We start from the raw sequence: 24450 nt of genomic DNA, 5'->3' as shown, positions 1-24450 counted from the left end.
GCTAAATCCGCCGGGGCGCGATCAGATTGCGGTCGTCGCCGTCTTCCCGCGATGTCCCCGTTCGCGAGCGCGAGCGACCGACCCAAACCCGCAGCAGGGCGAGGAGCAGGTCGAGGTCGACGGGCTTGGCGATGTAGTCGGACGCGCCGGCGTCCAGACATTTCTGGCGATCTCCTTTCATCGCCTTGGCCGTGACGGAAATCAGCGGAATGTGCGCGATTTCCGGCTGGGAGCGTATCCGGCGCATTGTCTCGTACCCGTCCATCTCGGGCATCATGATGTCGATCAGGGCGACGTCGACGTCCGGCGCCTCTTCAAGCATGGCTATGCCGTCCCGCCCCCGCTCGGCATGCTGCACTTCGATACCGTAGGTCTCCAGCACGCTGGTCAGCGAATAGATGTTGCGAATGTCGTCGTCGACGATCAGAACCTTGGCTCCGGCCAGATCGGCGTTGTCGAGTTGCTCGGAAGCCAGGATTTCCTTGTCGGGCCTGTCGCCTGGAAGGGCGGCGGACATCAACAAGCCAAGCTGGGCAAAGTTGTCGGCACGCGGAACATCGCTGAGCGGCGGATGCAAGGCGACCTGCTGTTGAAACGCGTCCGGATGGGGCGTGAAGAAGAGCAGGCGCGGGACAAAATCGCCGAACTGCGACATGATCTCATCGAGCATCTGGGCGTTGTCCTTGGCCGAACGGCCAAATCCGAACACGACGGCGTCATATCCGGCAATACCACCCCCGTCGGCATTAGCCGCGACGCGGCCGATGGCGGTGACCGACGTGACGCCGTCGCGAATGGCTTCCACCAGCGCCAGGCGACGCTCTGGATCCGGATCGGCGACCAGCACATTGCGTTGTGTCCTGAGTGTCCTCGACTGAATGTCGTCGAAGACACGTGAAAGTTCACCGGCGGACACCGGCTTGCTGGAAACGCTTGCGGCGCCTCGGCGCGTGAGAAGCTCGATGTCTTCGGCGCCGGAGATAACGTGGATGGGTATGTTCCTGGTCTTCGGATCGTGCCGTAAAAGGTCGAAGAGAACCCAGCCATCAATGTCCGAAAGGCCGAGATCCAACGTGATCGCATCAGGCATGAGCTTGCGTGTAAGCGCCAGCGTTCCCGAGCCGGCGGTGGAGAGCACGCCTTTCAATCCGGCCGATCGCGCAAGACCAAGCAGCAGCCCGCCAAAAGTGGGGTCGTCCTCCACGATCAGCACCACCCTGTCCGATGGATCGATCGCATCACGGTCGTCGGCGAGTTCCGGCGTTCCTGTCGTGCTGCTGGCCGCAACGGAAACGGCGGCCGGCGAAAGCTCGACCTGCGGTGCAAGACTGCTGCTGCGCGGGCCGTCGAAGGGAATGACAAGCGTGAAGGTCGATCCCGTTCCAGGCTGGCTTTCGACGCGCAACTCGCCGCCGAGCAGGCGGGCGATTTCCCGGCTGATCGAGAGGCCGAGGCCAGTGCCGCCGTATTTGCGGCTGGTGGTGCCGTCGGCTTGTTGGAACGCCTCGAAGATCAGCTTTTGCTTGTCCTCCGGAATGCCGATGCCCGTGTCGGTGACGGCGATGGCCAGCGCTTGCGGCAGTGCCGCCGCGCCGTTTGCGCGGCCGGTCCGCTCGGCATGGATGCTGAGCGTCACGTCGCCTTGAGAGGTAAACTTGAAGGCGTTGGACAAAAGGTTGAGGACGATCTGCTGCAGCCGTTTTTCGTCCGTGCGGATCGTCTCGGGCAGGATCTGATCGATCTTGATCGTAAACCCAAGCCCCTTGTCGGCCGCAAGCTGCCGGAAGGTCCGCTCCATATGCTGGCGCAGATGTGCGAGCGGCATGTCGTTGAGCTCGATCGAAACCGTGCCGGATTCGATTTTCGAAAGATCCAGTATGTCGTTAATGAGACTGAGCAGGTCCGTGCCCGCCGAGTTGATCGTGCGAGCGAACTCGATCTGCTTGTCGTTCAGGTTGCCCTGCTGGTTGGTCGCGAGCAGGTTGGACAGGATCAGCAGCGAGTTCAGCGGCGTTCTCAGCTCGTGGCTCATATTGGCCAGGAATTCGGACTTGTACTTGGACGTCAGCGCCAGCTGTTCCGCTTTCTCCTCGAGTGCGCGTCTGGCCATTTCGATCTCGAGATTCTTGTTCTCGACCTGCTTTTTCTCGTTCTCGAGAAGCTGCGCCTTCTCCTGCAATTCCTCGTTGGTGGCGTGAAGCTCTTCCTGTTTTTTGGTGAGCTCGGTCTGGCGCGACTGCAGTTCGGACGTCAGAAGCTGGGACTGCTTGAGAAGCCCTTCCGTGCGCATGGTCGCGGCGATCGTGTTGAGCACGATGCCGACCGACTCCATCAATTGCTCGAGGAACAGGCGATGCGTGTCGCTGAAGCGGCTGAACGAAGCGAGTTCGATGACCGCCTTGACCTCTTCCTCGAACAATGCCGGCAGAACGATGGCGCTGGCCGGCGGCGCTTCACCGAGGCCCGAGCTGATGCGCAGGAAGCTCGAGGGAACCTCGTCGAGCATGATCGCCCGTTTGTCGGCCGCGCTTTGACCGATCAGGCCTTCCCGGAAGTCCACACGCTGGCGGATCTTGGCTTTGCCCTCGGCGGCGTAGGACGCGGCCAGCTCCAGATAAGATTCTTCCTCGTCGCGATTGGTCACGTAGAAAACACCATACTGCGCGTTCACCAGCGGCGCGAGTTCCGATATGATCATGCGCGACACCGTGGCCAGATCGCGCTCGCCCTGCAGCATGCGCGAGAACCGCGCGAGGTTGGTCTTCAGCCAATCCTGCTCGGCATTCTTGAGCGTCTGATCCTTCAGGTTGCGGATCATCTCGTTGATGTTGTCCTTGAGCGCCGCGACCTCCCCGGAAGCCTGGACGCTGATGGAACGCGTAAGATCGCCCTTGGTGACCGCGGTCGACACCTCCGCGATGGCCCGCACCTGTGTGGTCAGGTTCGCCGCCAGCTGATTGACGTTGTCGGTCAGGTCGCGCCACAGGCCGGCGGCGCCAGGCACCCTCGCCTGGCCGCCGAGTTTGCCCTCGATGCCGACCTCGCGGGCGACGTTGGTCACCTGATCGGCGAAGGTGGCCAGCGTTTCGATCATGCCGTTGATGGTGTCCGCCAGGGACGCGATCTCGCCCTTGGCATCGACGGCGAGTTTGCGCTTGAGATTGCCCTGCGCCACGGCGGTGACGACATCGGCGATGCCGCGCACCTGGTTGGTCAGGTTGGTCGCCATGAGGTTGACGTTGTCGGTCAGGTCCTTCCAGGTGCCCGCCACGCCCTCGACCTGTGCCTGGCCGCCGAGCTTTCCCTCCGTGCCGACTTCGCGCGCCACGCGCGTCACCTCGCCCGCGAATGAGTTGAGCTGGTCGACCATGGTGTTGATGGTGGACTTCAGCTCCAGGATCTCGCCCTTGACGTCGACGGTGATCTTCTTCGACAGATCGCCTCGCGCCACCGCGGTCGTCACATCGGCGATGTTGCGCACCTGGCCGGTCAGATTCTCGGCCATCGAATTGACGTTGTCGGTCAGGTCCTTCCAGGTGCCGGCGACGCCGCGCACCTGTGCCTGGCCGCCAAGCTTCCCCTCGGTGCCGACTTCGCGCGCGACACGCGTCACTTCCGAGGCGAAAGAGTTGAGCTGATCCACCATCGTGTTGATGGTGTCCTTGAGCTCGAGAATTTCGCCGCGAACGTCGACCGTGATCTTTTTCGACAGGTCGCCCAGCGCAACGGCGGTCGTCACTTCCGCGATGTTGCGGACCTGGCCCGTCAGATTGGCGGCCATGGCGTTGACGTTATCCGTCAGGTCCTTCCACGTACCGGCGACACCGCGGACCTGTGCCTGGCCGCCAAGCTTGCCGTCCGACCCCACTTCGCGGGCCACGCGCGTCACCTCGGATGCGAAGGAGTTCAGCTGGTCCACCATCGTGTTGATGACGTCCTTGATCTGCAGAATCTCTCCCAGCGCATCGACGGTGATTTTCTGGGTGAGATCGCCGGTCGCGATCGCGGTCGCGACCTTGGAGACATCGCGCAACTGCACGGTCAGGTTGCCGGCCATGGCGTTGACGTTATCGGTCAGATCCTTCCAGGTGCCGCCGACCCCCTCGACATGGGCCTGGCCGCCGAGTTTTCCCTCCGAGCCCACTTCGCGGGCAACGCGCGTGACTTCGGAGGCGAATGAGTTGAGCTGGTCCACCATCGTGTTGACGGTGTTCTTGAGCTCGAGGATTTCGCCCTTCACGTCGACCGTGATCTTCTTGGAGAGATCACCCCGCGCGACGGCCGTCGTCACATCGGCGATGTTGCGCACCTGGCCGGTGAGATTGGCGGCCATCAGATTGACGTTGTCGGTCAGGTCTTTCCAGGTGCCTCCGACGCCACGGACTTCCGCCTGACCGCCGAGCTTTCCCTCGGTGCCGACTTCGCGCGCGACGCGCGTCACTTCCGAGGCGAAGGAATTCAGCTGGTCCACCATCGTGTTGATGGTGTTCTTGAGCTCCAGGATCTCGCCCTTCACGTCGACCGTGATCTTCTTCGACAGATCGCCAAGAGCCACCGCGGTGGTCACTTCGGCGATGTTGCGCACCTGGCCGGTCAGGTTGGCCGCCATTGAATTGACGTTATCGGTCAAATCTTTCCAGGTTCCGGCGACACCCCGCACCTGCGCCTGCCCTCCGAGCTTTCCCTCCGTGCCGACCTCGCGCGCAACGCGCGTCACCTCGCCGGCAAATGAGTTGAGCTGGTCGACCATCGTATTGATGGTGGACTTCAGCTCCAAAATCTCTCCCTTCACGTCGACGGTGATCTTCTTCGACAGGTCGCCGAGCGCCACCGCGGTCGTCACATCGGCGATATTGCGGACCTGGCCGGTCAAATTGGCGGCCATCAGGTTCACGCTGTCCGTCAAATCCTTCCAGGTGCCACCGACGCCCTCGACGCGAGCTTGGCCGCCGAGTTTACCCTCGGTGCCGACCTCGCGCGCGACGCGCGTCACCTCGCCGGCAAACGAGTTGAGCTGGTCGACCATGGTGTTGATGGTCGACTTCAGCTCCAGGATCTCGCCCTTCACGTCGACGGTGATCTTCTTCGACAAATCGCCCGAAGCGACTGCGGTGGTCACCTCCGCGATGTTGCGCACCTGGCTCGTCAGGTTGGTCGCCATCGCGTTCACATTGTCGGTCAGATCCTTCCAGGTGCCCGCCACCCCCTTGACCCGGGCCTGACCGCCTAGCTTGCCCTCGGTGCCGACCTCGCGCGCCACGCGCGTCACCTCCGAAGTGAACGAGGCGAGTTGCTCGACCATTGTGTTGACGATCTTGCCGATCCGCAGGAATTCGCCGCGCAGCGGCCTGCCGTCGATCTCCACCATCATGGTCTGGGACAGATCGCCCTTGGCGACGGCGCCGATGACCCGGGCCACCTCGGCGGTCGGTTGCACCATGTCCTCGATCAGGTCGTTGACCGATCGGACGCTCGATTCCCAGCTACCTTTGGCGTTCCTGACATGGCCGCGCTCGCTGATGCGCCCGTCCTTGCCGACCACCCGGCTGAGCCGCGCGAATTCCCGCGTCACCTGGTCATTGAGTTCGACGATTTGATTGAACGTGTCTGCAATCTCGCCACTCAGCCCATCATAGACGTTTTCGATGCGGACGGAGAAATCGCCGTTTCGAAAAGCTTTGAGAGCGCTAAGGATTTGTCGAGAGTCCAGTTGTTCTTTTGGTAACCGAGATGCGCCCAAAAACCCCTCCACGCGAACCCCCGGCCGGATCGGGCCGAAGCCCTTAACGCGTGGCCGCGTATTTGGTTCCATATGGCTTGCAAGCGCGGCTGAAAGGTCCGCCGCTTTGCTGGCCCCCTAGGAGGCCGACAGGCCTACAGCGGCCTCGGTCTCTGTGTACCGCTATGCAACAGCGATCCCTTCAATGCCGCTTGAAATACTGCACTTCCCTTTCGTGCTTCTCCGCCGCTTCGCGGCTGTCGAACGTGCCCAGATTTCGCCGCTTGCCCGTCTTCTCGTCCTTTTTCCTTGAATAAAGCCGATATTTTCCGTGTTTCAGCTTCCTGATCATTGGTCTCTCCTCAGGAAAGGACGAAGGGCCCGGCGATCGCCGAGCCCTTCCTATTGTCAGTCGCGGTGTTCGGGCATGGCTTTCAGCTGATCCTTGGTCCAGCTGGTCACGGCGTGAACGTCGCCGTCCTCGTCGCGCATGAAATCGAGTTCGTTGGCGGCGACGGCGACCGGCTTGGCGCCGATGCCGAGGAAGCCGCCGACGTCGATGACGACCTGGCTGCTGCCATGCATATGGTCGACGGAGCCGATCTTCTCGTCGTTGGGGCCGTAGATGGTCGCGCCTTCAAGCGTATCCGGGGTCAGTTCGGCGCGGCTGAGCCTTACGTGATTGGCGTGGTCCATGAGTGCATCTCCTTTGCGGTGGGACAGGGTGAACCTCCGAGGCGGCCAAGGGTTCCGACATTGTCGGAGATGACCAGGGATAGCGCTCCAAGAGAGCGCCGGCTTCGGGGCGATCATGGTTTTGCGCTCGGTGGCTCGATGAATCATCTTGTCATCGAGTTGCACCAACGCGTTGTTTCGAAAGGCTCGCGCGTTCAGCGCCCGCGCTTTGGCTTGAGGCTGCGCGCGGCTTGCTCGATCGCGGCGCGGTCGGTGCCGAGACGGTCGATCAGCTCCTGCGCCTCCTCGCCCGATATGCCCGCGCGGATCGCCAGTTCCTCCACCGTCAGAACGTCGGAGCTCGCGATCTCGCCGGTTTGTGGCAGCGCGTCATCCGCCGTCAGCGGCAGGGCGGCTTCCCTGTCGATCTCCATCTCGGCCCGGCTCCAGTGCCGCTCATGGTCGCCATGGCCGCCGCCTTCGCGTTGCCAGATCTCGTAGGCGCGGTTCCTGATCTTGTCGTCGCGGTCGTCGCTCATGTCATTCCTCCACTCATGTGAGGCATGAACGCCGCGCCGGTGCGAACGATCCAAAAAATCTGCGTGATCGTCGGGACGACAAGATGCAACCCTTCAGCCAGGCCTGCACGGCAACGGCGGCTACTCGCACTGGCGCCTGGGTCCGCCGGAATATGGCTGATAGCTGTTGTCGTCGGGCCTGTAGGAGCGGTAGCGGCTGAAGCAGGAATCGACATGGTCGGCGGAAAGCGCCGTCGTCGCGACCGCCGGGGCGACACCGCCCTCGACATAGCTGACGGCTGCCGATGGCTGCGCGCCCTGGTCGTCGCCGGCGTCGAGATAGGGCGAGACGCAGGGGCGCTGCTGCCCGCTATAGGACATGTAGCTGTTGTCATCCGGATTGTAGGAGCGGTAGCGGTTCGCGCACCAACTGACATGGGACGCCGGCAGCGCGTCGGCTCCAGCCGCCGGCGCGATCGATCCGGTCGCGGCCGGATCGGGTGCCCGCGGCTTGACGGCGATATCGGGCGGCGCGGGCTGGTCGGCCGGCAAGCGTTGCAGATTTTGCGCCGCCTTGTTCACCGGCCGCGCGTCCCTGGTCCACAGTTCCGCCACGCTGACGGTCGGCCTTGCCTCATGCGCGGGCTTGGCGGCGAGCAACCAGGCGGCAAAGCCCAGCCCGCTGCCGAAGACCGCAAGGGTCAAGACAAAGCCGCCGACCAATGCCAAAATCGCTTTCACGTCACGCTCCTTCAGCCCCTGCTTATAGAATGCGGAGCATCAAGGCTGGTTCCAGCAAAGTACGTGTCGCAGGCGCTTGAACGGGTCGCGCGCGCTCAGCTCCTCCTCAGACCGGCAGCCTCACCTCTGGGAAAACTGGTTCTCGACCGCCAGCAGCGACGCCACCGTTTCCCGATCGCGCTGGCGCTGCTGCAGAGTGCAGGCCAGCAGCCAATCCAGCGAGATCCGGCCGGCGCCGGCTACGGCCAGAACGAACATGCCGCCGGCGATCGCCAGATCCTTTTCGAAATTCAGCAGCTCGCTCTGGCTGGCGAAGTTGGTGTGGAACAGTGTGGCCGTTGCCAGGCAGAAGAGGCCGAGGCCGATCGCCCCCAGCCGCGTCAGCACGCCCGTTGCCACCGAGAGCCCTGCCCCCAGTTGCAACGCGATGGTGGCGACAAACAGCGGCAGACCGACGCCTTGCGCGGCCATCGCCTTGGCGGCGCCGTCGAAATGGGTGGCCAGTGTCACCCCCTCATGCAGGAAGATGAAGGACATGAGCAGGCGCCCGACAAGCAGGGTCAGATCCCTGACATAGAGTTTGATGGCGAGGGCGTGCAGCTTCTCGGCGCGTTCGTTCAGGGTCATGGTCAGCCTCCGATATTTTGACACCGTGCATGCGCCGCGCGAGGACGGCGCCTGCCGAATGTGATGCTTGAAAGGGCCGGAGCCGGCTCGAGGGAGAGGCGCCGGCTCCGGCAATGGGCGCCAGCCACGAGCGCCCGAACTTTGGTGGGTTAGCGCCAAGCCCCTCATCCGGGCGCTTCGCGGCCACCTCTCCCCAGCGGGGAGAAGAGAAAGGCGGCGCCTCCTCTCCCCGAGGGGGAGGTCGGATTGCCCCGAATTGCCCTTCGCAAGTGGGGGCAATCCGGGGGGAGAACTTACTTCGTCACCTTGGTATCGATGGCTTTCCGCAGGTCGGAAAGCTCGTCGCAGCCGGTCGGGCACAGTTTCTGCAGCGAGGCCAGTTGCTCATCGGCCTTGGCCATGTCGCCGGTTTCGACATAGAGCTCGCCCAGATATTCGCGGGCGGCCTTGTGGTCGGGTTTCAGCTCCAGTGCCTTGTTGTAGTAGGTCAGCGCGGTGGTGAAGTCGCCGGTCTTGCGCAGCGTGAAGCCGAGCAAATTGTAGACGTCGGCCTGCTGGTTGTCCTGCGCGAGGTCGCGCAGGTCCGCCAGCGCGCCCTTGTAATCCTTGGCGTCGATCTTGGCCTTGACGGCGGTGAGGTCGGGCGCGTCGGCGCCCTCGATGTCGTCGACCGCATAGGCTGGGATGATGGTTGCGACGGGAACCACGGTCAGCACGGCAATGGCGCCGAGCAGGCCGAACAGGGCGTGCTTGCCCAAAAAGGATTGTTTCATTGTCTGTCTCGCTTGGGTTGGGAGCTCGCGCTCAGATTTCGACAGGCGTGAAGCCGTAGGCATTGCCGTCCTTGACGAAGACGCCGGTGCCCGGGAACGGGAAGTGCGAACCGGAAATGCGGATGTTGTCCGCGATCACCCGGTCGATGATCTTGTGGCGCGTGGCGATCGCCGTCGGCCCGTCCTGGTCATAGGCGCCCTGCCATTCCGGATGCGGTGCGAGAAGCGCCGGCACATACATGGTGTCGGCCGAGATCATCAGTTGTTCCTTGCCGGAATTGGCGAGGTACACCGAATGGCCGGGCGTGTGGCCGGGGGCGGCGATGATCTGGATGCCGGGCGCGACCTCGGCGCCATCCTCGACCAGCTTCCAGTTCTTCCATTTCGGGAAGTTTTCGGCGATGCGCTTGCCCGCCGGCTTGCGGCCCTCGGGCAGCTTCGCCAGCCTGCTCGGGTCGGTCCACCAATTGTATTCGGTGGCGTTGACGATGAGCTCGGCATTGGGGAACACCGGCGTGTTGGTGCCCTTCTCCATGAGGCCCCAGACATGGTCGGGGTGGAAATGCGAGATCATGATGGTGTCGATCGCCTTGTAGTCGATTCCGGCGGCGGCCATGTTGGCCGGCAGGTGCGTGGCGTTGGCCTGCCACTGGCCGACGCCCGAGCCGGCATCCATCATGATCAGCCTGCCGCCCATCTTGAGCACGGCTACGGTGAGCGGAATGGGCATGAAGTCGGTCGTCAGCCCCGCCTTGGCGAGCGCTGCCTTGGTATCGTCGACCGAAACATCCTTGATGAAGGCCGGGTCGTGCGGCTTCTTCCAGATGCCGTCATAGACGGCGGTCACCTCGATATCGCCGACCGTGTATTTGTAGAAACCGACGGTGGGTTCCACCGGCGTCTGCGCGAAAGCGGGACGGGTGAATTCCAGCTTGCCGGCAAGGCCGAAGGCGGCAGCGGCGGCGGCGGATTGAAGCACTGTGCGGCGTGACATGCTGAACATGGTGATCTCCTCTGTTGAGTGGTGGCTAAGGCGAAAGGTCGAAGGGAATGACGGAGCGCCAAGCCCTGGCCCTCCGTCGCTGGTCGCGGATCGGATTGGCGCCGCCGGGATCGAGTGTCGACCCGTGAACTCAGTTGCCCCAGATGCCCTGGCCGGGTTCGTCCGCATCGGATTTGGTCGCCGGCCGGCTCGGCTTGGTCGTCACCTTGGTGTCGACGCCGTGAGGACGTGCCGTGTAGGGGATCGAGGCGGTGGCATTGGTGTCGACGGCGACGCCCGGCTGGTTGGGGGCATTGGCGTTGAAATGGTCGCTGCCGGCAAAGGCAGAAGTCGAGGCAAGCAACATCGCAGCCACGCTGAGAGCGAGCTTGGTCATTTCGGTAAATCCTTGTTTCGTTTTCTATGGGTCGCGGACCGCAAGATTGCCCCGCTTGCAGAGAAGACCCGCAAGGGCCGCGCTTTATTCCCGGGCGCTATGAGATTTTTCTGGAAGGGCTGAAACCGCAGAAAGCGGCCCTACGGAAAGCTGCCCAGACACAATTCAGAAACAAGATTCAACAGTTCGGAAAAACTGGCGAAAAGATCGGATGGCATAAGCATCCCTCAATGGCCGGAAATCTGGCCGCCGCACAAGCGCACGGACACAGGCGCACCGAATTGGGTAAGGGCAAATGCAACGAGGTTCGAACGGATCGATGGGTGGCCTGCCCGGCATGTCGCTCGCCGCCGGCAGCGCCCAGGCAATGCGCGCTCTCGCCCCACGCCCATGCTCCCGAAACTGTGAAGACAGGACGGTCGATTCCGTGATAACCGCCCGGCCAAAGAGGGTGCGGCCGGCGATCGCCGGTCTGAATTCCGGAATCTTCCGTTCTGGAAGCTTCAGTCATTCCCCTCCATGAACAACGATCAAATTGCAGCGACGGCACAGCCGGCAATGCCCGCCGGCGCGGCGGCGTGACCGAGATGTGCCTGTAACGGCTTGCCAGGACGAGAAAGTTTGGAAATGGACCACGGTATCGATATCGCCGAACTGGACAGGGAAGCGGCAAGATCGGGCGCAGGACCCGAGACCAGCTCCGACAGCGTCGATGCACTTGCGGGAATTGCCTCCGGAGCACACGGCCAGGTCCTGGCGGGCGCCGATTTTGCCCGGGCGGGTCAACCGGACGAGCGACTCGACAAGGTCTTCGAGCAACTCGCCGAGACATTCGCCACGCTGCCGGCGGTGATCTCCGAGGGCCGCGCCTGGACCTATCGGGAGCTGGACAAGCGCGCCAATCAGTTCGCCCGTCTGCTGGTCAAGCGCGGCGTACGGCCGGGTCACCGTGTCGGGCTCATCCTCGACCGGTCCGCGGAAACCTATGTGGCCCTGCTCGCCGTGGTGAAGGCGGGTGCCGCCTTCGTGCCGCTGGCCACCGCCTTTCCGCAAGAGCGCATGGCGCTCATCATCGAAGACGCCAGCGTCAGCCTGGTCGTCACCATCGCCACCTACGCTTCGCGGGCCGACCAGCTGCCGGTTCCGCACCTGTTGATCGACAGCGCCGCCGCCGAAATATCAGCCCAGTCCGACGCGCCGCTGAAGCCGCACAAGACGCCGGCCCCCACTGCGGCAGAAGACATCTGTTACATCCTCTATACGTCCGGCACGACCGGCAGGCCGAAGGGCGTGGCCATCCGCCACCAGAGCTTCGTCAACTTCATCCGCGTCGCCGCCGCATCCTACGGCTACCGGCCGGGCGATCGCGTCTATCAGGGCATGACCATCGCCTTCGACTTTTCCTCCGAGGAAATCTGGGTGCCGTTCGTCGCCGGCGCGACGGTCGTGCCGGCACCAGGCCAGATGCCTCTCGTGGGCGAAGAGCTCGCCGATTTCCTGCGCCATCACGACATCACCTGCATGGCCTGCAGCCCGACGCTTCTGTCGTCCATGACATCGGACGTGCCCAGCCTGCGCACGCTGCTGGTCGGCGGCGAGGCCTGCCCGCACAATCTGGTGGTGCGCTGGTCGAAGCCCGGCCGGCAGATCCTCAACACCTATGGCCCGACCGAGGCGACCGTCACGGCAACCATGGGTGCATTGACGCCGGACCGGCCGGTGACGATCGGCGCGCCGCTGCCCACCTACTCGATCGTCATTCTCGACCCTTCGCTGCCGCGGCTCGCCAAACCTGGCGAACTGGGCGAGATCGGCATTGCCGGCATCGGGCTGGCGGTCGGCTATCTCAACCGGCCGGACCTGACCGAACAGAAATTCATCGCCGATTTCCTCGGCCTGCCGAACAACCCGTCGAAGCGCATCTACCGCACCGGCGACGTTGGCCGGATCAGTGACGCCGGCGAGATCGAGTATGCTGGGCGCATCGATACCCAGGTGAAGATCCGCGGCTATCGCATTGAACTCGGCGAGATCGAGGCCGTGCTGCTCGACCAGCCCGAGATCGCGCAGGCCGCCGTCACCACCTGGGAGATCGAGCCCGGCCGCGTCGAACTCGTTGCCTATTACGCGCCCAAGGTCGGCCAGCCGGCGCTCTCGCGCGCCGACATTGCCCAGACGATGAAGCGGCGGCTGCCCGACTACATGGTGCCCTCCTATCTGGAGGAACTGCCGGCAATCCCGATGACGGTCTCCAACAAGGTCGACCTTCGCCAGTTGCCCAAACCAACCAGCGTCCGGCTCTCGGCCGATCGCGCCATGGTGCCGCCCGGCAATGACGGCGAGCGTTTCCTGGCCGACGCGCTATGCGCCGTGCTGAAGTTCGACGACGTGTCCGTCGAGGACAATTTCTTCGACGATCTCGGCGCCAACTCGTTGCTGATGGCGCATTTTTGCGCGCGTGTGCGCACCCGCAAGGAATGGGCGACGACGTCGATGCGCGACATCTATCTCTATCCGACGGTGGCGCGCCTGGCCAAGCACCTGAGCGTCGCGGAAGAGATGACGACGGCCACCAACGAGCCCGTTCTCACCCGCCAGGCGTCCAATTTCGTCTACTGGACCTGCGGCGCGGCGCAGTTGCTGTTTTACGCGCTCTACAGCTACGTGGCGCTGTGGGCGATCAATGACGGCCTCAACTGGGTCTATGACACGCTCGACGACCCGCTGCAGCTTTACGTCAGGTGCGTGGTGCTCTCTGCCGGCGTGTTCTTCGGCATGTCGGGCTTCGCCATTGCCGCCAAATGGCTGCTGGTGGGCCGCTGGAAGGCGGAAGCGTTCCCGATCTGGGGCCTGCGCTACTATCGCTTCTGGGTGGTCAAAACCTTGATCCGCACGGCACCCGTCGTGCTGTTCCGCGGAAGCCCGCTCTACAGCCTCTACCTGCAGCTTCTGGGAACCAGGATCGGCAAGAACGTGGTCATCGAATCCCGGGCGGTGCCGGTGTGCACGGACCTGATTTCGATCGGCGACCGAACGATCCTGCGCAAGGAATCGCTGATCCTCGGCTATCGCGCCCAGGCCGGCTATATCCACACCGGGCCGCTGACCATCGGCCGCGACGCCTTCGTCGGCGTCGGCTGCACGCTCGACATCGACACCGCGATCGGCGACGGCGGCCAGCTCGGTCATTCCTCCTCGCTGCAGCACGGGCAAAGCATCCCCGACGGCGAACACTGGCATGGATCGCCCGCGGTGCCGACCACGGCGGACTATTGCAAGGTGCGCAACGTCAATCCTCCCCGCATCCGGCGCTTCCTCTACGAGGCCGTGCAGCTGATAGGCCTGTTTGCCATCGTCACCCCGCTGCCGCTTTTGTTCCACAGCTATTGGGAGAATGTCGGCGACGACTATCAGGAGACCATCGGCATTGTGGCGATCGGCACCACGGTCACGCTGTTCGGCTACATCGCCGCGGCCTTTTTCGCCGCCACGGTGGTGCCGCGCCTGTTCAGCCTGATCCTGAAACCCGGCCGTACCTACACGCTTTATGGCTTCCGCTACTGGCTGCAGACGGTTGCCGAGTTCTCGAGCAACTCCCGCGTGCTCGGGCTGCTGTTCGGTGACAGCTCGGCCATCGTCCATTACATGAGCGCCATCGGCTGGAACCTCAACAAGGTGGTGCAGACGGGCTCCAATTTCGGCTCCAACCAGCAGCACGAAAACCCGCTCCTGTGCGAGATCGGCACCCAGACCATGGTGTCGGACGGGCTTTTCATGATCAACATGCACAAGTCCGCTTCCGCGTTCCGGCTCGAGCCGACCCGGATCGGCGAGCGCAACTATCTCGGCAACAACATCTACTATCCGCCGGATGGACGCACGGGCGACAACGTCCTGCTCGGCACCAAGGTGATGGTCCCCATCGACGGGTCATTGCGCGAGAATGTCGGCCTTCTCGGCTCGCCGCCCTTTGAAATCCCGCGCATGGTGAACCGCGACAAGGAACTCATCGCCGGCATCGACGAGCAAGACCGACGCCAGCGCATCCCGCTCAAGAACCGTCACAACCTGGTGACGATCCTCCTGTTCATGGCGACGCAATGGATCATGCTGTTCGCCACGCTGGCGATCTGGGACCGGGCACTGAACTACTACACCGAATGGGCTGAGATCGCCCTCTTCGTGGCGGTGCTTTTGACCTCGGCGATCACCATTCCGTTCTACATCTTCGTCGAGCGGGCAAGCCTCGGTTTTCGCAAGCTGAAGCCGCAGATAACGACGATCTACGACGTCACATTCTGGCGCCACGAGCGCCACTGGAAGCTCGCGGATTCGCCTGTTGTGCGCCTGTTCGCCGGCACCCCGTTCCGGCCGATGATCCTGCGCATGCTTGGGGTCAAGGTGGGCAAGCGCGTCTATGACGGCGGCGCCAACCTGACCGAGCGTTCCCTCGTGGTGATCGGCGATGACGTCACGCTCAATGAAGGCTGCGTCATCCAGGCCCACTCGCTGGAAGAAGGTGCGTTCAAGTCCGATTTCATCCGTATCGGCGATGGCTGCACGCTCGGACCTTCCGCCTTTGTTCATTACGGCGTGGTGATGGGCAAGGGATCGATGGTCGATGCCGATTCCTTCGTGATGAAGGGCGAGGAGTTGGAGCCCAACTCGATCTGGCGCGGCAATCCGGCCAAGCTGCACCGGTTCGTCGAGCCGGTCATGGAAGACGGCTCCAGGGCGTCGTCCTGACGCTCGATCCCGATATCGTCGGAGGCCACATGGCAGAGCGATCCGGAAGCACCGCGGACATCCGGATCGGCCCGGTGACCCCAGCCAATCGCGCTTTGGTCACCGCATTGCAGCTGGCGCCGGAGCAGATGGATTTCGTCGCCAGCAATGCAGCCTCCCTGCGTGAGGCCAGATCCGATCGGGACGCGCGGCCACGCGCCGTCATGGCAGGCGACCAGATCGTCGGGTTCCTGATGTACGAGGCGCCGCGGGACGATGACGAGGCGCGCATCTACCGCTTCATGATCGACCGTGCCTCGCAAGGCCGGGGTTACGGCAAGGCCGCGTTGCGTGAAGTGCTGGAGGAAATCGACGGGCTCGGCCACATCAGGCATGTGTCGATCTGCTACGAACCGGAGAACGAGGCGGCGCGGCAGCTTTATCGCAGTGCCGGTTTCGTCGAACAGGGGCTCGACGAGGACGGCGAAATGATCGCGGATCTCATTCTGCCCACCGGCGACCGATGACGCCGCCCGCCGATCCGTCCGAGGAAATCGCCATGGCGCGCGCCATGGCCGCCATGGCTCCTGCCGGGGTCCGCACCGGTTGCCGGATCATCCGCGAAGGCGACGAGACCCATCTGTTGCCGGCGGAAGCACGCTCCATCCCCGCTCGCCAGCCGTCCATGCGGCGGGCCAGCGGCGCGGCGCGCTGGCTCGCGCACCGACTGCTGACGGATGCCGGCTTCGACGGTTTCGCCCTCTTGCGCACGCCGTCCGGTGCACCCGCATGGCCGGACGGGATAACGGGCTCGCTCGCGCATGACGACGACATGGCCGTGGCGGCGGTCGCGCCTGTTGGCCGCATCGCCTCGCTCGGCATCGACGTCGAGCCGGCGCTGCCCCTGCCCGATGAGATTTTCTCGCTCGTGGCAATTCCCGAAGACCGGATCGACGCCGCCGACCGGCAGCTTGCCGGACGCATCCTTTTCGCCGCCAAGGAAGCGGTCTACAAGGCCGCCTATCCGCTGGATCGCGAGGTGCTGGGCTATGAGGATATCGCCGTGGACCTCGAAACCGGCCACGCGACAACGAGGACGGGCCGCAAGGTCAGCCTCGCACACTGTATCGCCCCGCGCGTGGTCGTGCTGGCGTTTGTTGCCAGATAGGCGTTGGCCTATTCGCCAACCACCTCTCGATAGGCCCTCACCGCACCATCCAGCCCACGTATGCGCCAGCGCTGCCCGTCCTGTTCCTCGACATGGCAAGGTCCAAGCGGCACTTTCCCTCCCCCGTCGGGCAGGTCGAGCACATAGGCAGGGTTGCAGATGCCCGACAGGCGCGCGCGCAGCGCTTCCACCAGCGCCTGGCCCTGCGCGATCGTGGTGCGCCTGTGTGCCATGCCGCGTGCGAGATCGCCATGGTGGAGGTAGTAGGGTTTTATCCCCAGCCGGTACATCAGCTCGCGGCAGAGCTCTTCCAGCGCTTCGACCGTATCGTTGACGCCCTTCAGCAGAACGCTCTGGTTGAGCATCACGAAGCCGGCCTGTCGCAAGGCGCGGCAGGCCACTTCGGTGGCGTCGGTGATCTCGCGCGCGTGGTTGAAGTGGGTGACCACCGTCACCATAAGCCGGCCCTGCAGCGCCGCGACCAGCCCTGGCGTGATGCGCGACGGCAGTGCCACCGGCACGCGCGTGTGGAGGCGCAGCAATCGCACATGGGCGATGTCCTCGATGCGCGCCCGGATCTCGGCCAGTGCCTTGTCGGGCAGCGACAGCGGATCGCCGCCGGTCAGGATCACTTCGCGGATTTCGGGATGCTCCGATATATAGGCCAGCGCCGGCTCCAGCGCCTCGCGCGTATAACCACGACCGATCGACGTCAGCGATTCCTTGCGGAAGCAGAACCGGCAATAGACCGCGCATTGATAGGTCGGGAACAAAAGCACCCTATCGGCATGGCGATGCGTCAGCCGCGGCACCGGGCTGAATTCGTGATCGGCGATCGGGTCGCCAAGCTCACCCTCAGCCTCGTCCAATTCCCCAGGCGACGGGATCACCTGCGCCCGGATCGGATCGGCGGGATCGTTCCAGTCGATCAAGTCGAGATAGGCCTTTGGCGCCCGCACCTTGTGAAGCGCCGCGGCGGCGTGCGCGGCTTCGCGCTCGGCCGGCGAGAGCGGCAGGGAAGCGAGGTCGCGCACATGGCGCACGCCGGCGCGGACATCGTCCTGCCAGGCGGTGTCGGCGGCGCGGGTCGCATCTTTGAGATTGGGCATCGGCGTCTCGGCTGTTTGCGCGGACCTATCGGCCGGATGAACAGCGCGGTCAACCGCTGTCGCAACGCCAACCATGTCCGCCGCCTTCACAACCTATGTCCATCCGCGCCAGCCATCGCCACAAAAGCGCTTTCGATGCTTTCAAACCTCAGCTCCGGATAACGCGCGCCCGCTTCAGGCGTAGCCGTCTCGAGCGCGGTCTCGCCGCGGATCCAGAATGCGCGCAGCAATCCAAGGCCGGGAACCGCCGCGATCAGCGCCTCCAGCTCCTCGGCGCTCATCTGCTTGACGCGGGGCGAACGGCCGCTCACTTGCCGCCACAGCTCGATCATTTCACCTTGGGTGATCTTGTTTTGCGCGATCCGTATCTCGCTGCGAACAGCATTGGCATCCTCCAGTGCGCGCATGGTGACCGCAGCGATATCCTTCTCGCTGACGAAGGTCGCCGGCACGTTGCCCTCGCCATAGAGCGTCACCTCGTCGGGTGGCAGCGGCGTCGAGCCGAAGCGCGTCAGGTCGCCCAGCGTCGCCACCCAGGTCGAGAAGAAGCCGTTGGTGTAGATCACCGTATAGGGCAGGTCGGCCTCACGGACCGCGTCGAAGACGGCCCGCTTGATGTCGAGCGGTTCGATCGAGCCGGGTGCGGCGGCGGCAAAGTCGAGGCCGAAGCCGGCGGACGGGACATAGCGGGAGATACCGGCATCCCTGATGGCGCGCACCAGCGTCATCTCGCTGGCCGACCCCACATGCACCGAGCTGATGACGCGGTCGACCTTGCCGACGGCGCGCACGAGGCTGTCATAGTCGTCGAGATCGCCGACATGCACGGTGGCGCCGAGATCCTTCAGCGGGCGCATCCGCGCTTCATTGGCCGACGTTGCCTGCCGGACCAGAACATGCAGGCTGTCGCCATTGCGCGCGCTGGCCTTAGCCATCTCGCTGCCGAGCAGTCCGGTCGCGCCGATGATCAGGGTGCTGGTCATATCGTCCTCCCATTGGCCAGAATTCCGTTAGCAAGGATGGAACCGTCCCAGTCGCGTTCGAGGCCGATGTCATGCAAACGGCGATCGGAAAGCCGGGAGATGCGGCGCAACGTGCGGCGGCGCTCGAACGCTGCCGCGCTTCGCATGGCAAGGCCGCTCATCGCGGCGCCGATGGGTCGAAGGGTCAAGGTCATAATCCGTCTCCTGTGTTTCACTGGGCGCAAGCCTGCCGATGTCGCCCGAGTGGGGCGAGCATGACGATTGCTCACACTTGTCTGGTCAATTCAGCGCATCGATGAACCGGGAAGCCGGTGTGGATGCTTGGTACGCCTGAATATTGGGCCATTAAGGGCTGGACGACAAACGACTCTTTGTGCAGGATTTGTGAGTAACACTCACAGGTCGATCCGATGCCGCGCAGACTGCCGCCCCTCACCGCTTTGCCCGCCTTCGACGCGGCAGCCAGGCATTTGAGTTTCTCCAAGGCCGCGGAGGAGCTCAACCTCACCCATGGCGCGGTCAGCCGCGCCATCCGCAACATCGAGGACAGGCTGGGCATCCAGCTCTTCGATCGCGGCACACGCTCCGTGCGCCTTACGGGCGTCGGCGCGGCCTATGCGGCGGAGGTCGGCAAGGCGCTCGACCAGATCGCCGCCGCCACCATCGCCGCCACACCCGACCGCTCGACGCGCATCCTCAATGTCAGCACGTCCGACGGTTTCGCCGGCCGCTGGCTGGTGCCGAGGCTGCATCGTTTCCATCGCGCCAATCCCGACATCGACGTGCGGCTGGCGACTTCGGGCGTGCTGGCCGATTTCGTCAGCGACGGCATCGACATATCCATCCGCTACGGCCGCGGCGGCTATAGCGGGGTGACGGCGGAATTCCTCGCCGACGAGGAGGTTTTCCCCGTCTGCAGCCCGGAACTGCTGCAAGGCGAGCATCCGCTGCATCTGCCAGCGGACCTCAGGCACCACAAACTGATCCACGACGCCTTTCGCATCGACTGGGCGACATGGCTTGAGCAGGCCGGTGTCGAAGGCATCGACCCCACACGCGGCGTGCGCTTCGATTCCGCCACCTTCGCCGTCGAGGCCGCCGTGCATGGCGAAGGCGTGCTGCTCGGCCGCAGCGCGCTGGTCTCGGCCGACCTCGCGGCAGGCCGGCTGGTCCGGCCCTTCGATCTCGCGCTGAAATCGGCGGCCAGCTACTACGTCGTCTATCCCGAAGGCGCGCTGCGCCAGAAAAAGATCAGGGCGTTCCGTGACTGGCTGTTCGCCGAAGTGGCCGCCGACTGGATTGGTGCGAAGAAGAGCGGCTGATCCGAGGAAGGCCCACCTGAATTCCCTCTCTTGCCGGCCAGCTATCGCCGTTCGCTCCGGCGCATCCAGTCAGTCCGACGGGCCGTCAGACAGCTTGGGCGTCACGATCCGTATGGGACGGCTGCCGATCGGCGTTCCGGTCCCGCGATCGATGCTGACTGGGTCGATTTCGGTTCCTGTCTCGGCGTCGAAGAACCGGGTGAAATTGCCACCGCCCCGGTGCTTGCTGCCCCAGGCGGCGAGCGAGAACAGCACCGGAAGCAAATCCCGACCGGCCTCGGTCAGCACATATTCATCCCGTGGCGGCCGCTCCGAATATCGCCGTTTCTCCAGCAGCCCTTCCTGAGTCAAGGTCGCCAACCGGCTGGTCAGCATCGTCGGAGCGATGCCGAGGTTCTTGCGAAATTCGTCGAAACGGCTGAGCCCCGCATGGGCATCGCGCATGATCAGCATGCTCCACGTGTCACCCACCGTGCCGAGGCTGCGGGCGATCAAACAGGGCTGGTTGGAAAGATTCTTCACGTCGATACCATTTTGATAGTGACTTACTATTAGTTTGATAGTATCTGATCTCGCGAGGCCGTTCCACCGCAAAATGATGGTGACGGCCGGTCATCGCGCCGCTGGGAGTCCCAAATGAAATTCTATCTGTGCAAGTACATCCCGCCCCGTGCCGACTTTCTTGCATCCATGACCGGCGACGAGCGGGAATGGATGAGGCAGCATGGCGCCTTCTTGGACGAGTTGCTCGACCGCGGACTGATCGTCGCCCACGGTCCGGTGATGGATCCAGGCGGCGGCTATGGCTTGTCACTATACCGGATCGCCGACGACCAGGACATCCAGGCGATAACCTCACAAGACCCCATCGTGAGAAATGGCGCCGGCCATTACGAACATCACCCCATGCTTCATCTGAGCGTACACGGCTGACAAGTCCGTCGGCACAAAGCGTCATGATCATGCATCTCGAAGGATATTGAAATGAACAACAAAAATCGCGGCGTCGCCGTCGTCACCGGAGCAGCGGGCGGCATCGGGCTTGCGACAGCCAAAGCCCTTCAATCGGCCGGCTACCGCGTCTTCGGCACGAGCCGGAAAGCCGCGACCGGGTCACCGCCCGGGATCACGATGCTGAGCTGCGACGTGACCGACGCGGACTCCGTCGCAAGCATGGTGTCGCAAGTGATAAGCCAGGCCGGGCGCATCGACCTGCTGGTCAACAATGCTGGCAATGCACTGATCGCGGGTGCGGAAGAATCGTCCGTTGAACAGGCAAAGACCCTTTTCGACGTCAACGTCTTCGGTCTCATCCGCGTCACAAACGAGGTGCTGCCGATCATGCGACGTCAGGGCGGCGGCCGGATCGTCAACATCAGCTCGGTTGTCGGCTTTGTCCCCAGCCCGTTCAGCGCGCTCTACACATCCACGAAACATGCCGTCGAGGGCTACTCCGAGTCGCTGGACCATGAGGTCCGCCCCTTCGGTATTCGCGTCCTGCTGGTCGAACCGGCCTTCACCCGTACGGCTCTCGATCACAATGCGACGAAGCCGGACAGGATGATGAGTGTCTATGACCAGGCGCGGGCAACGGCAACCGCGGTCTGGAACAGGGCGATCGAAACCGGCGATGCTCCCGAGGTAGTCGGCCAGGCGGTCGTCACCGCGGCCACCGCGACATCGCCGAAGCTGCGCTATCCCGCCAGCAAGCAGGCGCGTCGCCTATACCTGCTGCGACGGTTTGTTCCCGCGCATGCCTTCGACAAAAGCCTCCGAAAACAGATGAACCTGCCGTCGTGACAAAGGCGCGTAGCCACTGTTCGGCGAGCCGGTTTTGAAACGCCAGACATCCGCTGCTGCGGCCGGACGATTTGAGGCATCACAAGCCGATCCACGACGGTTCCGAGAGGGGAAATTGAGCCGGCGGAGTGGCGCCAAACCGCCTCTGGGCATCCCTGCCCGGTTTCAGGTGGCGCTCGACACTTTCGCGATCGCCGCCAGCACCAGCAGAGCCAGACAGCCAACAAGCGCCATCAGGCCCAGCGACCAGGAAATGCCGATATGGGCCATCGCCAATGCCAGGGCGAACGGCGCGACCGCCGAGACGATCAGGCGGGCGGACATGGCGCGTCCCTGCAGCCGGCCATAGCCTTCTCTGCCGAACAGCATCAGCGGCAGTGCCCCGGTGACGATGCTGAACAGCCCGTTGCCCATTCCGAAGACGATGGCGAACGCCATCGCGCCGGCGATCGAAGGCGCGGTGCCAAGCAGGATGGCCACGCCCGCCGTCATCAGCACGGCCGAGATGATGGCGAGCCGCAGCGGCGGCAGGTTGATCCCGAAGACCATATTGATGAAACGGCTGAGCACCTGCGACGGCCCGAACAGCGTTCCAACGATGGCGGCGGCGGCACCCAGACCAAGCCCGGACAGCAGCGGCACCATATGGACCAGCACGGCGGCGCTGACCAGGTTCTGGAGCGAGAAAGCGACAACCATCAAGGCAAAGCCGAGCGGCCGCGCCGGGGCCGGCAGCGATCCCGCGACGTGCCGTGGCGGCTCGATCGCCGCGCGCCTGCTCCTGGCCAGCCCCTGCGAGAGCCAGGCGTGCAGCGGCAGGCAGACCAGCAGGTTCAGCCCGGCAAAGACGAGGTAGACGTCTCGCCAAGGCAAATGCGCATGCATGGCCGATGTGATCGGCCAGAAGACTGTCGATGCGAAACCGGCGACGAGGGTGAGATAGGTTATGCTGCGCTGCGCGGCACGCGGCCGTATCTGGACCAGCAGCGCGAAGGCCGCGCCGTATTGGACAAGGTTCGATGCTGCCTCCAGGGCAATCAGCGCGCCGACGAAGGCTGGACCGTTGGGCGCATAGGCACAGGCGGCAAGCGCAGCGGCAGCAACGGCCGAGCCCGCGGTCATGATCCGTCCCGCGCCAAAACGGTCGATCCAGCCGCCGAGCAAGGGGGCGGTTAGCCCGCCGGCCAGCAGCGCGGCCGATAGCGCGCCGAATATCCATTCGGTTGGCCAGCCCATATCCTTCGCCATGTCGCCGGCAAGGATGCTGAAACTGTAATAAAGCGTACCGTAGCCGATAATCTGGGTGATCCCGAGCGCGGCGACAGCCGCTATCGGGGCACGCTCCGCGGTCTCGGCTTTTGCAAGGCTTCCATCATTGCCTACCGCGGTCATGGCTCACCACCTCGCCGTCTTCCTTGGTGAACCGGCTCACCGGGTGATCGAGCAGATCCAGCACAAGCTCGGACGGACGGCACAGCCGTGTCCCTCTCGGCGTTTCGACGATCGGCCGGTTAATCAGGATCGGATGCTCGAGCATGGCATCGAGCAGTTGGCCGTCGGACCACTTTGGATCGGCCAGGCCCAGTTCGGCATAGGGGGTGCCCTTTTCACGCAGCAAGGCGCGCACGGGAATTTCCAGCGTCGTTATCAATTGCTCCAGCCGCGCACGTGGCGGCGGGTGTTTCAGATATTCGACGATGGTCGGCTCCTCGCCGCTCGCCCTGATCATGGCAAGCGTGTTGCGCGAGGTGCCGCAGTCCGGATTGTGGTAGATGGTGATCGGCATGGGCTGGCCTCGTTGGGGAACGGTTGAACGTGCGGCTGCAGCAGCCATGTCGTCAGCGCCAGGGCAATGCCCGCGCCGGCCAGTTCGGCGGCGATGAAGCCCGGCAGGCTTGCCGGACTGATTCCGGAAAAACTGTCCGTCAGTGACCGTGCGGCCGCGACCGCTGGGTTGGCGAACGATGTCGATGCGGTGAACCAGTAGGCGGCGGTGATATAGAGGCCGACTAGCCAGGGGATGGCCGAGCGCTCGAAACGCAGGCCGGCGAGAATGACCGCCAGCAACCCGAAGGTCGCGATCCCTTCCGAAAGCCAGAGCGCGGGTCCCGTTCGGTCATGCGTCGACAAGGCGAGCGGCGAAAGCCCGAACATCAGGTGCGCGCCGACCGTGCCGGCGACGCCGCCCGAGAATTGGGCGAGCACATACCAGGCGCAGTCGCTCGCCGGCAGCCGGCGCGACAGCGCCAGGACCATTGAAACGGCCGGATTGAAATGAGCGCCCGAGACCGGCCCCAGTATGGTGATGAGCACCACGAGGATTGCCCCCGTCGGCAAGGTGTTGCCAAGCAGCGCCAGCGCGCGATCGGTCGTCAGCGACTGCGCCATGATGCCGGAGCCGACCACCGTGGCCACCAGCAAGCCCGTGCCGAGAGCTTCCGCCGTGAGCCGGCGCGGCAAATCAAAACCGGCCGTGTCCCGGATGGAGGACGCGCCAGGCACAGTGTGGCCGCCAGTCATCGGGCAAGCTCCCGCGTGTCGGCCGCACAGCAGCCCGGCAACACCGCCGGCGCGCAGATTTCCGGCCGGCCGGAGCAACAATCCTCCATCAGGAAGCGGATAAGACCGCTCAGCATGTCATACTCGGCGCTGTAGACCATGGAGCGGGAATCGCGGCGCACGCTCACCAGCCCCGCGCGTTCAAGCTCCTTGAGGTGGAAGCTGACGTTGGACGCCGAAACCTCGACCTTTTCGGCTATCGCCCCGGCGGCGATGCCGTCGGGGCCGGCGATCACCAGATGGCGCAGCACGCGCAGCCGTGTTTCCTGCGACAGCGCCGCGAAGGCCGCCAGGGCTTGACGTTCATTCATATTTCAACAATCCTATGAATATTGAAGCAAGGATTATCGCA

The 24450-nt window shown here is 64.0% G+C and carries 23 protein-coding genes; 6 read left to right on the top strand and 17 right to left on the bottom strand.

All coding sequences use genetic code 11. The features are described from left to right. Position 1: 1 nt before the first annotated feature. From FJ527_RS22665 to FJ527_RS22625, 9 genes are all read right to left on the bottom strand, one after another. The gene (locus FJ527_RS22665) at positions 2-5752 is read right to left on the bottom strand and encodes a HAMP domain-containing protein (RefSeq protein WP_246677779.1); all 5751 of its coding nucleotides are present in this window, start codon (positions 5750-5752) and stop codon (positions 2-4) included. Between the two features lie 169 nt (positions 5753-5921). Then, complete coding sequence (locus tag FJ527_RS22660; protein ID WP_015316917.1) at positions 5922-6071, bottom strand: hypothetical protein; 150 nt, start codon at positions 6069-6071, stop codon at positions 5922-5924. A 56-nt stretch (positions 6072-6127) separates the two neighbouring features. Next, positions 6128-6415 (bottom strand): hypothetical protein, encoded by a 288-nt coding sequence (locus FJ527_RS22655; RefSeq protein ID WP_015316916.1) that lies wholly within the window; start codon positions 6413-6415, stop codon positions 6128-6130. Positions 6416-6609: 194 nt separating this feature from the next. After that, a complete protein-coding gene (locus FJ527_RS22650; RefSeq protein WP_015316915.1) occupies positions 6610-6933 on the bottom strand; it encodes a DUF2934 domain-containing protein in 324 nt (107 codons plus the stop codon). Between the two features lie 120 nt (positions 6934-7053). Next, positions 7054-7653: a BA14K family protein gene (locus tag FJ527_RS22645; RefSeq protein WP_140663394.1), complete on the bottom strand. Its 600-nt coding sequence runs from the start codon at positions 7651-7653 to the stop codon at positions 7054-7056. A gap of 120 nt (positions 7654-7773) precedes the next feature. Continuing rightward, positions 7774-8280, bottom strand: a complete 507-nt coding sequence (locus FJ527_RS22640; RefSeq protein ID WP_140725199.1) for a DoxX family protein — start codon at positions 8278-8280, stop codon at positions 7774-7776. 293 nt (positions 8281-8573) lie between these two features. Beyond that, positions 8574-9053, bottom strand: a complete 480-nt coding sequence (locus FJ527_RS22635; protein ID WP_140617977.1) for a tetratricopeptide repeat protein — start codon at positions 9051-9053, stop codon at positions 8574-8576. A 31-nt stretch (positions 9054-9084) separates the two neighbouring features. Further along, entirely contained in the window at positions 9085-10056 is a 972-nt protein-coding gene (locus FJ527_RS22630; protein ID WP_140663398.1) for an MBL fold metallo-hydrolase, read from the bottom strand. 130 nt (positions 10057-10186) lie between these two features. Continuing rightward, entirely contained in the window at positions 10187-10432 is a 246-nt protein-coding gene (locus FJ527_RS22625; protein ID WP_140663400.1) for a DUF680 domain-containing protein, read from the bottom strand. A 627-nt stretch (positions 10433-11059) separates the two neighbouring features. Here FJ527_RS22625 and FJ527_RS22620 point away from each other — a divergent pair. The 3 genes from FJ527_RS22620 to FJ527_RS22610 are packed head-to-tail and all read left to right on the top strand — an operon-like array spanning position 11060 to position 16325. After that, entirely contained in the window at positions 11060-15178 is a 4119-nt protein-coding gene (locus FJ527_RS22620; RefSeq protein ID WP_181166448.1) for a Pls/PosA family non-ribosomal peptide synthetase, read from the top strand. Between the two features lie 29 nt (positions 15179-15207). Next, on the top strand, positions 15208-15684 hold the full coding sequence (locus FJ527_RS22615; protein ID WP_140663404.1) for a GNAT family N-acetyltransferase: 477 nt from the start codon (positions 15208-15210) through the stop codon (positions 15682-15684). Next, positions 15681-16325, top strand: coding sequence for a 4'-phosphopantetheinyl transferase superfamily protein (locus tag FJ527_RS22610; protein ID WP_140824060.1), 645 nt, complete (start codon positions 15681-15683; stop codon positions 16323-16325). The genes FJ527_RS22615 and FJ527_RS22610 overlap by 4 nt, the downstream gene beginning before the upstream one ends. 8 nt (positions 16326-16333) lie before the next feature. On the opposite strand, the gene FJ527_RS22605 is transcribed toward FJ527_RS22610, so the two are convergent. From FJ527_RS22605 to FJ527_RS22595, 3 genes are all read right to left on the bottom strand, one after another. After that, positions 16334-17434: a KamA family radical SAM protein gene (locus FJ527_RS22605; RefSeq protein WP_181166447.1), complete on the bottom strand. Its 1101-nt coding sequence runs from the start codon at positions 17432-17434 to the stop codon at positions 16334-16336. Positions 17435-17520: 86 nt separating this feature from the next. Continuing rightward, complete coding sequence (locus FJ527_RS22600; protein WP_140824058.1) at positions 17521-18417, bottom strand: NmrA family NAD(P)-binding protein; 897 nt, start codon at positions 18415-18417, stop codon at positions 17521-17523. Next, positions 18414-18611 carry a DUF1127 domain-containing protein gene (locus FJ527_RS22595; protein ID WP_140663408.1) on the bottom strand — a complete coding sequence of 66 codons (198 nt, stop codon included), beginning with the start codon at positions 18609-18611 and terminating at the stop codon, positions 18414-18416. Before FJ527_RS22595 ends, FJ527_RS22600 begins: the two co-directional genes overlap by 4 nt. A 216-nt stretch (positions 18612-18827) precedes the next feature. On the opposite strand from FJ527_RS22595, the gene FJ527_RS22590 reads away from it, so the two are divergent. Further along, positions 18828-19739 carry a transcriptional regulator GcvA gene (locus FJ527_RS22590; RefSeq protein ID WP_015316903.1) on the top strand — a complete coding sequence of 304 codons (912 nt, stop codon included), beginning with the start codon at positions 18828-18830 and terminating at the stop codon, positions 19737-19739. A gap of 69 nt (positions 19740-19808) precedes the next feature. Here FJ527_RS22590 and FJ527_RS22585 read toward each other — a convergent pair whose 3' ends face one another. Beyond that, a complete protein-coding gene (locus FJ527_RS22585) occupies positions 19809-20261 on the bottom strand; it encodes a helix-turn-helix domain-containing protein (RefSeq protein WP_140824057.1) in 453 nt (150 codons plus the stop codon). 114 nt (positions 20262-20375) lie between these two features. Between FJ527_RS22585 and FJ527_RS22580 the strand changes: the two genes are divergently transcribed. Beyond that, positions 20376-20672, top strand: a complete 297-nt coding sequence (locus FJ527_RS22580; protein WP_015316901.1) for a YciI family protein — start codon at positions 20376-20378, stop codon at positions 20670-20672. A gap of 51 nt (positions 20673-20723) precedes the next feature. Beyond that, positions 20724-21539, top strand: coding sequence for an oxidoreductase (locus tag FJ527_RS22575; protein ID WP_140824056.1), 816 nt, complete (start codon positions 20724-20726; stop codon positions 21537-21539). Positions 21540-21704: 165 nt separating this feature from the next. Here the strand turns inward: FJ527_RS22575 and arsK are convergent, their stop codons facing one another. The 4 genes from arsK to FJ527_RS22555 are packed head-to-tail and all read right to left on the bottom strand — an operon-like array spanning position 21705 to position 24409. Continuing rightward, positions 21705-22931 carry an arsenite efflux MFS transporter ArsK gene (gene arsK, locus FJ527_RS22570; RefSeq protein WP_140824055.1) on the bottom strand — a complete coding sequence of 409 codons (1227 nt, stop codon included), beginning with the start codon at positions 22929-22931 and terminating at the stop codon, positions 21705-21707. Then, positions 22912-23325 (bottom strand): arsenate reductase (glutaredoxin), encoded by a 414-nt coding sequence (arsC, locus tag FJ527_RS22565; RefSeq protein ID WP_140824054.1) that lies wholly within the window; start codon positions 23323-23325, stop codon positions 22912-22914. Before arsC ends, arsK begins: the two co-directional genes overlap by 20 nt. After that, the gene (locus tag FJ527_RS22560; protein ID WP_140824053.1) at positions 23265-24059 is read right to left on the bottom strand and encodes an MIP/aquaporin family protein; all 795 of its coding nucleotides are present in this window, start codon (positions 24057-24059) and stop codon (positions 23265-23267) included. The genes arsC and FJ527_RS22560 overlap by 61 nt, the downstream gene beginning before the upstream one ends. Next, entirely contained in the window at positions 24056-24409 is a 354-nt protein-coding gene (locus tag FJ527_RS22555) for a metalloregulator ArsR/SmtB family transcription factor (protein WP_140824052.1), read from the bottom strand. Before FJ527_RS22555 ends, FJ527_RS22560 begins: the two co-directional genes overlap by 4 nt. Positions 24410-24450: the final 41 nt, after the last annotated feature.

Origin of the sequence: Mesorhizobium sp. B2-4-18 (assembly GCF_006441385.1) — a bacterium.
Classification (GTDB): Bacteria; Pseudomonadota; Alphaproteobacteria; order Rhizobiales; family Rhizobiaceae; genus Mesorhizobium; species Mesorhizobium australicum.
This window is presented reverse-complemented; position numbering and strand designations above follow the sequence as displayed.

Bases quoted from the DNA above. Each gene is read 5' to 3' on its own strand.
- arsK (WP_140824055.1), bottom strand. From the start codon at position 22,931: ATGACCGCGGTAGGCAATGATGGAAGCCTTGCAAAAGCCGAGACCGCG.
- arsC (WP_140824054.1), bottom strand. From the start codon at position 23,325: ATGCCGATCACCATCTACCACAATCCGGACTGCGGCACCTCGCGCAAC.
- FJ527_RS22560 (WP_140824053.1), bottom strand. From the start codon at position 24,059: ATGACTGGCGGCCACACTGTGCCTGGCGCGTCCTCCATCCGGGACACG.
- FJ527_RS22615 (WP_140663404.1), top strand. From the start codon at position 15,208: ATGGCAGAGCGATCCGGAAGCACCGCGGACATCCGGATCGGCCCGGTG.
- FJ527_RS22655 (WP_015316916.1), bottom strand. From the start codon at position 6,415: ATGGACCACGCCAATCACGTAAGGCTCAGCCGCGCCGAACTGACCCCG.
- FJ527_RS22575 (WP_140824056.1), top strand. From the start codon at position 20,724: ATGAACAACAAAAATCGCGGCGTCGCCGTCGTCACCGGAGCAGCGGGC.
- FJ527_RS22630 (WP_140663398.1), bottom strand. From the start codon at position 10,056: ATGTTCAGCATGTCACGCCGCACAGTGCTTCAATCCGCCGCCGCCGCT.
- FJ527_RS22580 (WP_015316901.1), top strand. From the start codon at position 20,376: ATGAAATTCTATCTGTGCAAGTACATCCCGCCCCGTGCCGACTTTCTT.
- FJ527_RS22595 (WP_140663408.1), bottom strand. From the start codon at position 18,611: ATGACCTTGACCCTTCGACCCATCGGCGCCGCGATGAGCGGCCTTGCC.
- FJ527_RS22640 (WP_140725199.1), bottom strand. From the start codon at position 8,280: ATGACCCTGAACGAACGCGCCGAGAAGCTGCACGCCCTCGCCATCAAA.
- FJ527_RS22610 (WP_140824060.1), top strand. From the start codon at position 15,681: ATGACGCCGCCCGCCGATCCGTCCGAGGAAATCGCCATGGCGCGCGCC.
- FJ527_RS22620 (WP_181166448.1), top strand. From the start codon at position 11,060: ATGGACCACGGTATCGATATCGCCGAACTGGACAGGGAAGCGGCAAGA.
- FJ527_RS22590 (WP_015316903.1), top strand. From the start codon at position 18,828: ATGCCGCGCAGACTGCCGCCCCTCACCGCTTTGCCCGCCTTCGACGCG.
- FJ527_RS22600 (WP_140824058.1), bottom strand. From the start codon at position 18,417: ATGACCAGCACCCTGATCATCGGCGCGACCGGACTGCTCGGCAGCGAG.
- FJ527_RS22635 (WP_140617977.1), bottom strand. From the start codon at position 9,053: ATGAAACAATCCTTTTTGGGCAAGCACGCCCTGTTCGGCCTGCTCGGC.
- FJ527_RS22555 (WP_140824052.1), bottom strand. From the start codon at position 24,409: ATGAATGAACGTCAAGCCCTGGCGGCCTTCGCGGCGCTGTCGCAGGAA.
- FJ527_RS22625 (WP_140663400.1), bottom strand. From the start codon at position 10,432: ATGACCAAGCTCGCTCTCAGCGTGGCTGCGATGTTGCTTGCCTCGACT.
- FJ527_RS22660 (WP_015316917.1), bottom strand. From the start codon at position 6,071: ATGATCAGGAAGCTGAAACACGGAAAATATCGGCTTTATTCAAGGAAA.
- FJ527_RS22605 (WP_181166447.1), bottom strand. From the start codon at position 17,434: ATGCCCAATCTCAAAGATGCGACCCGCGCCGCCGACACCGCCTGGCAG.
- FJ527_RS22650 (WP_015316915.1), bottom strand. From the start codon at position 6,933: ATGAGCGACGACCGCGACGACAAGATCAGGAACCGCGCCTACGAGATC.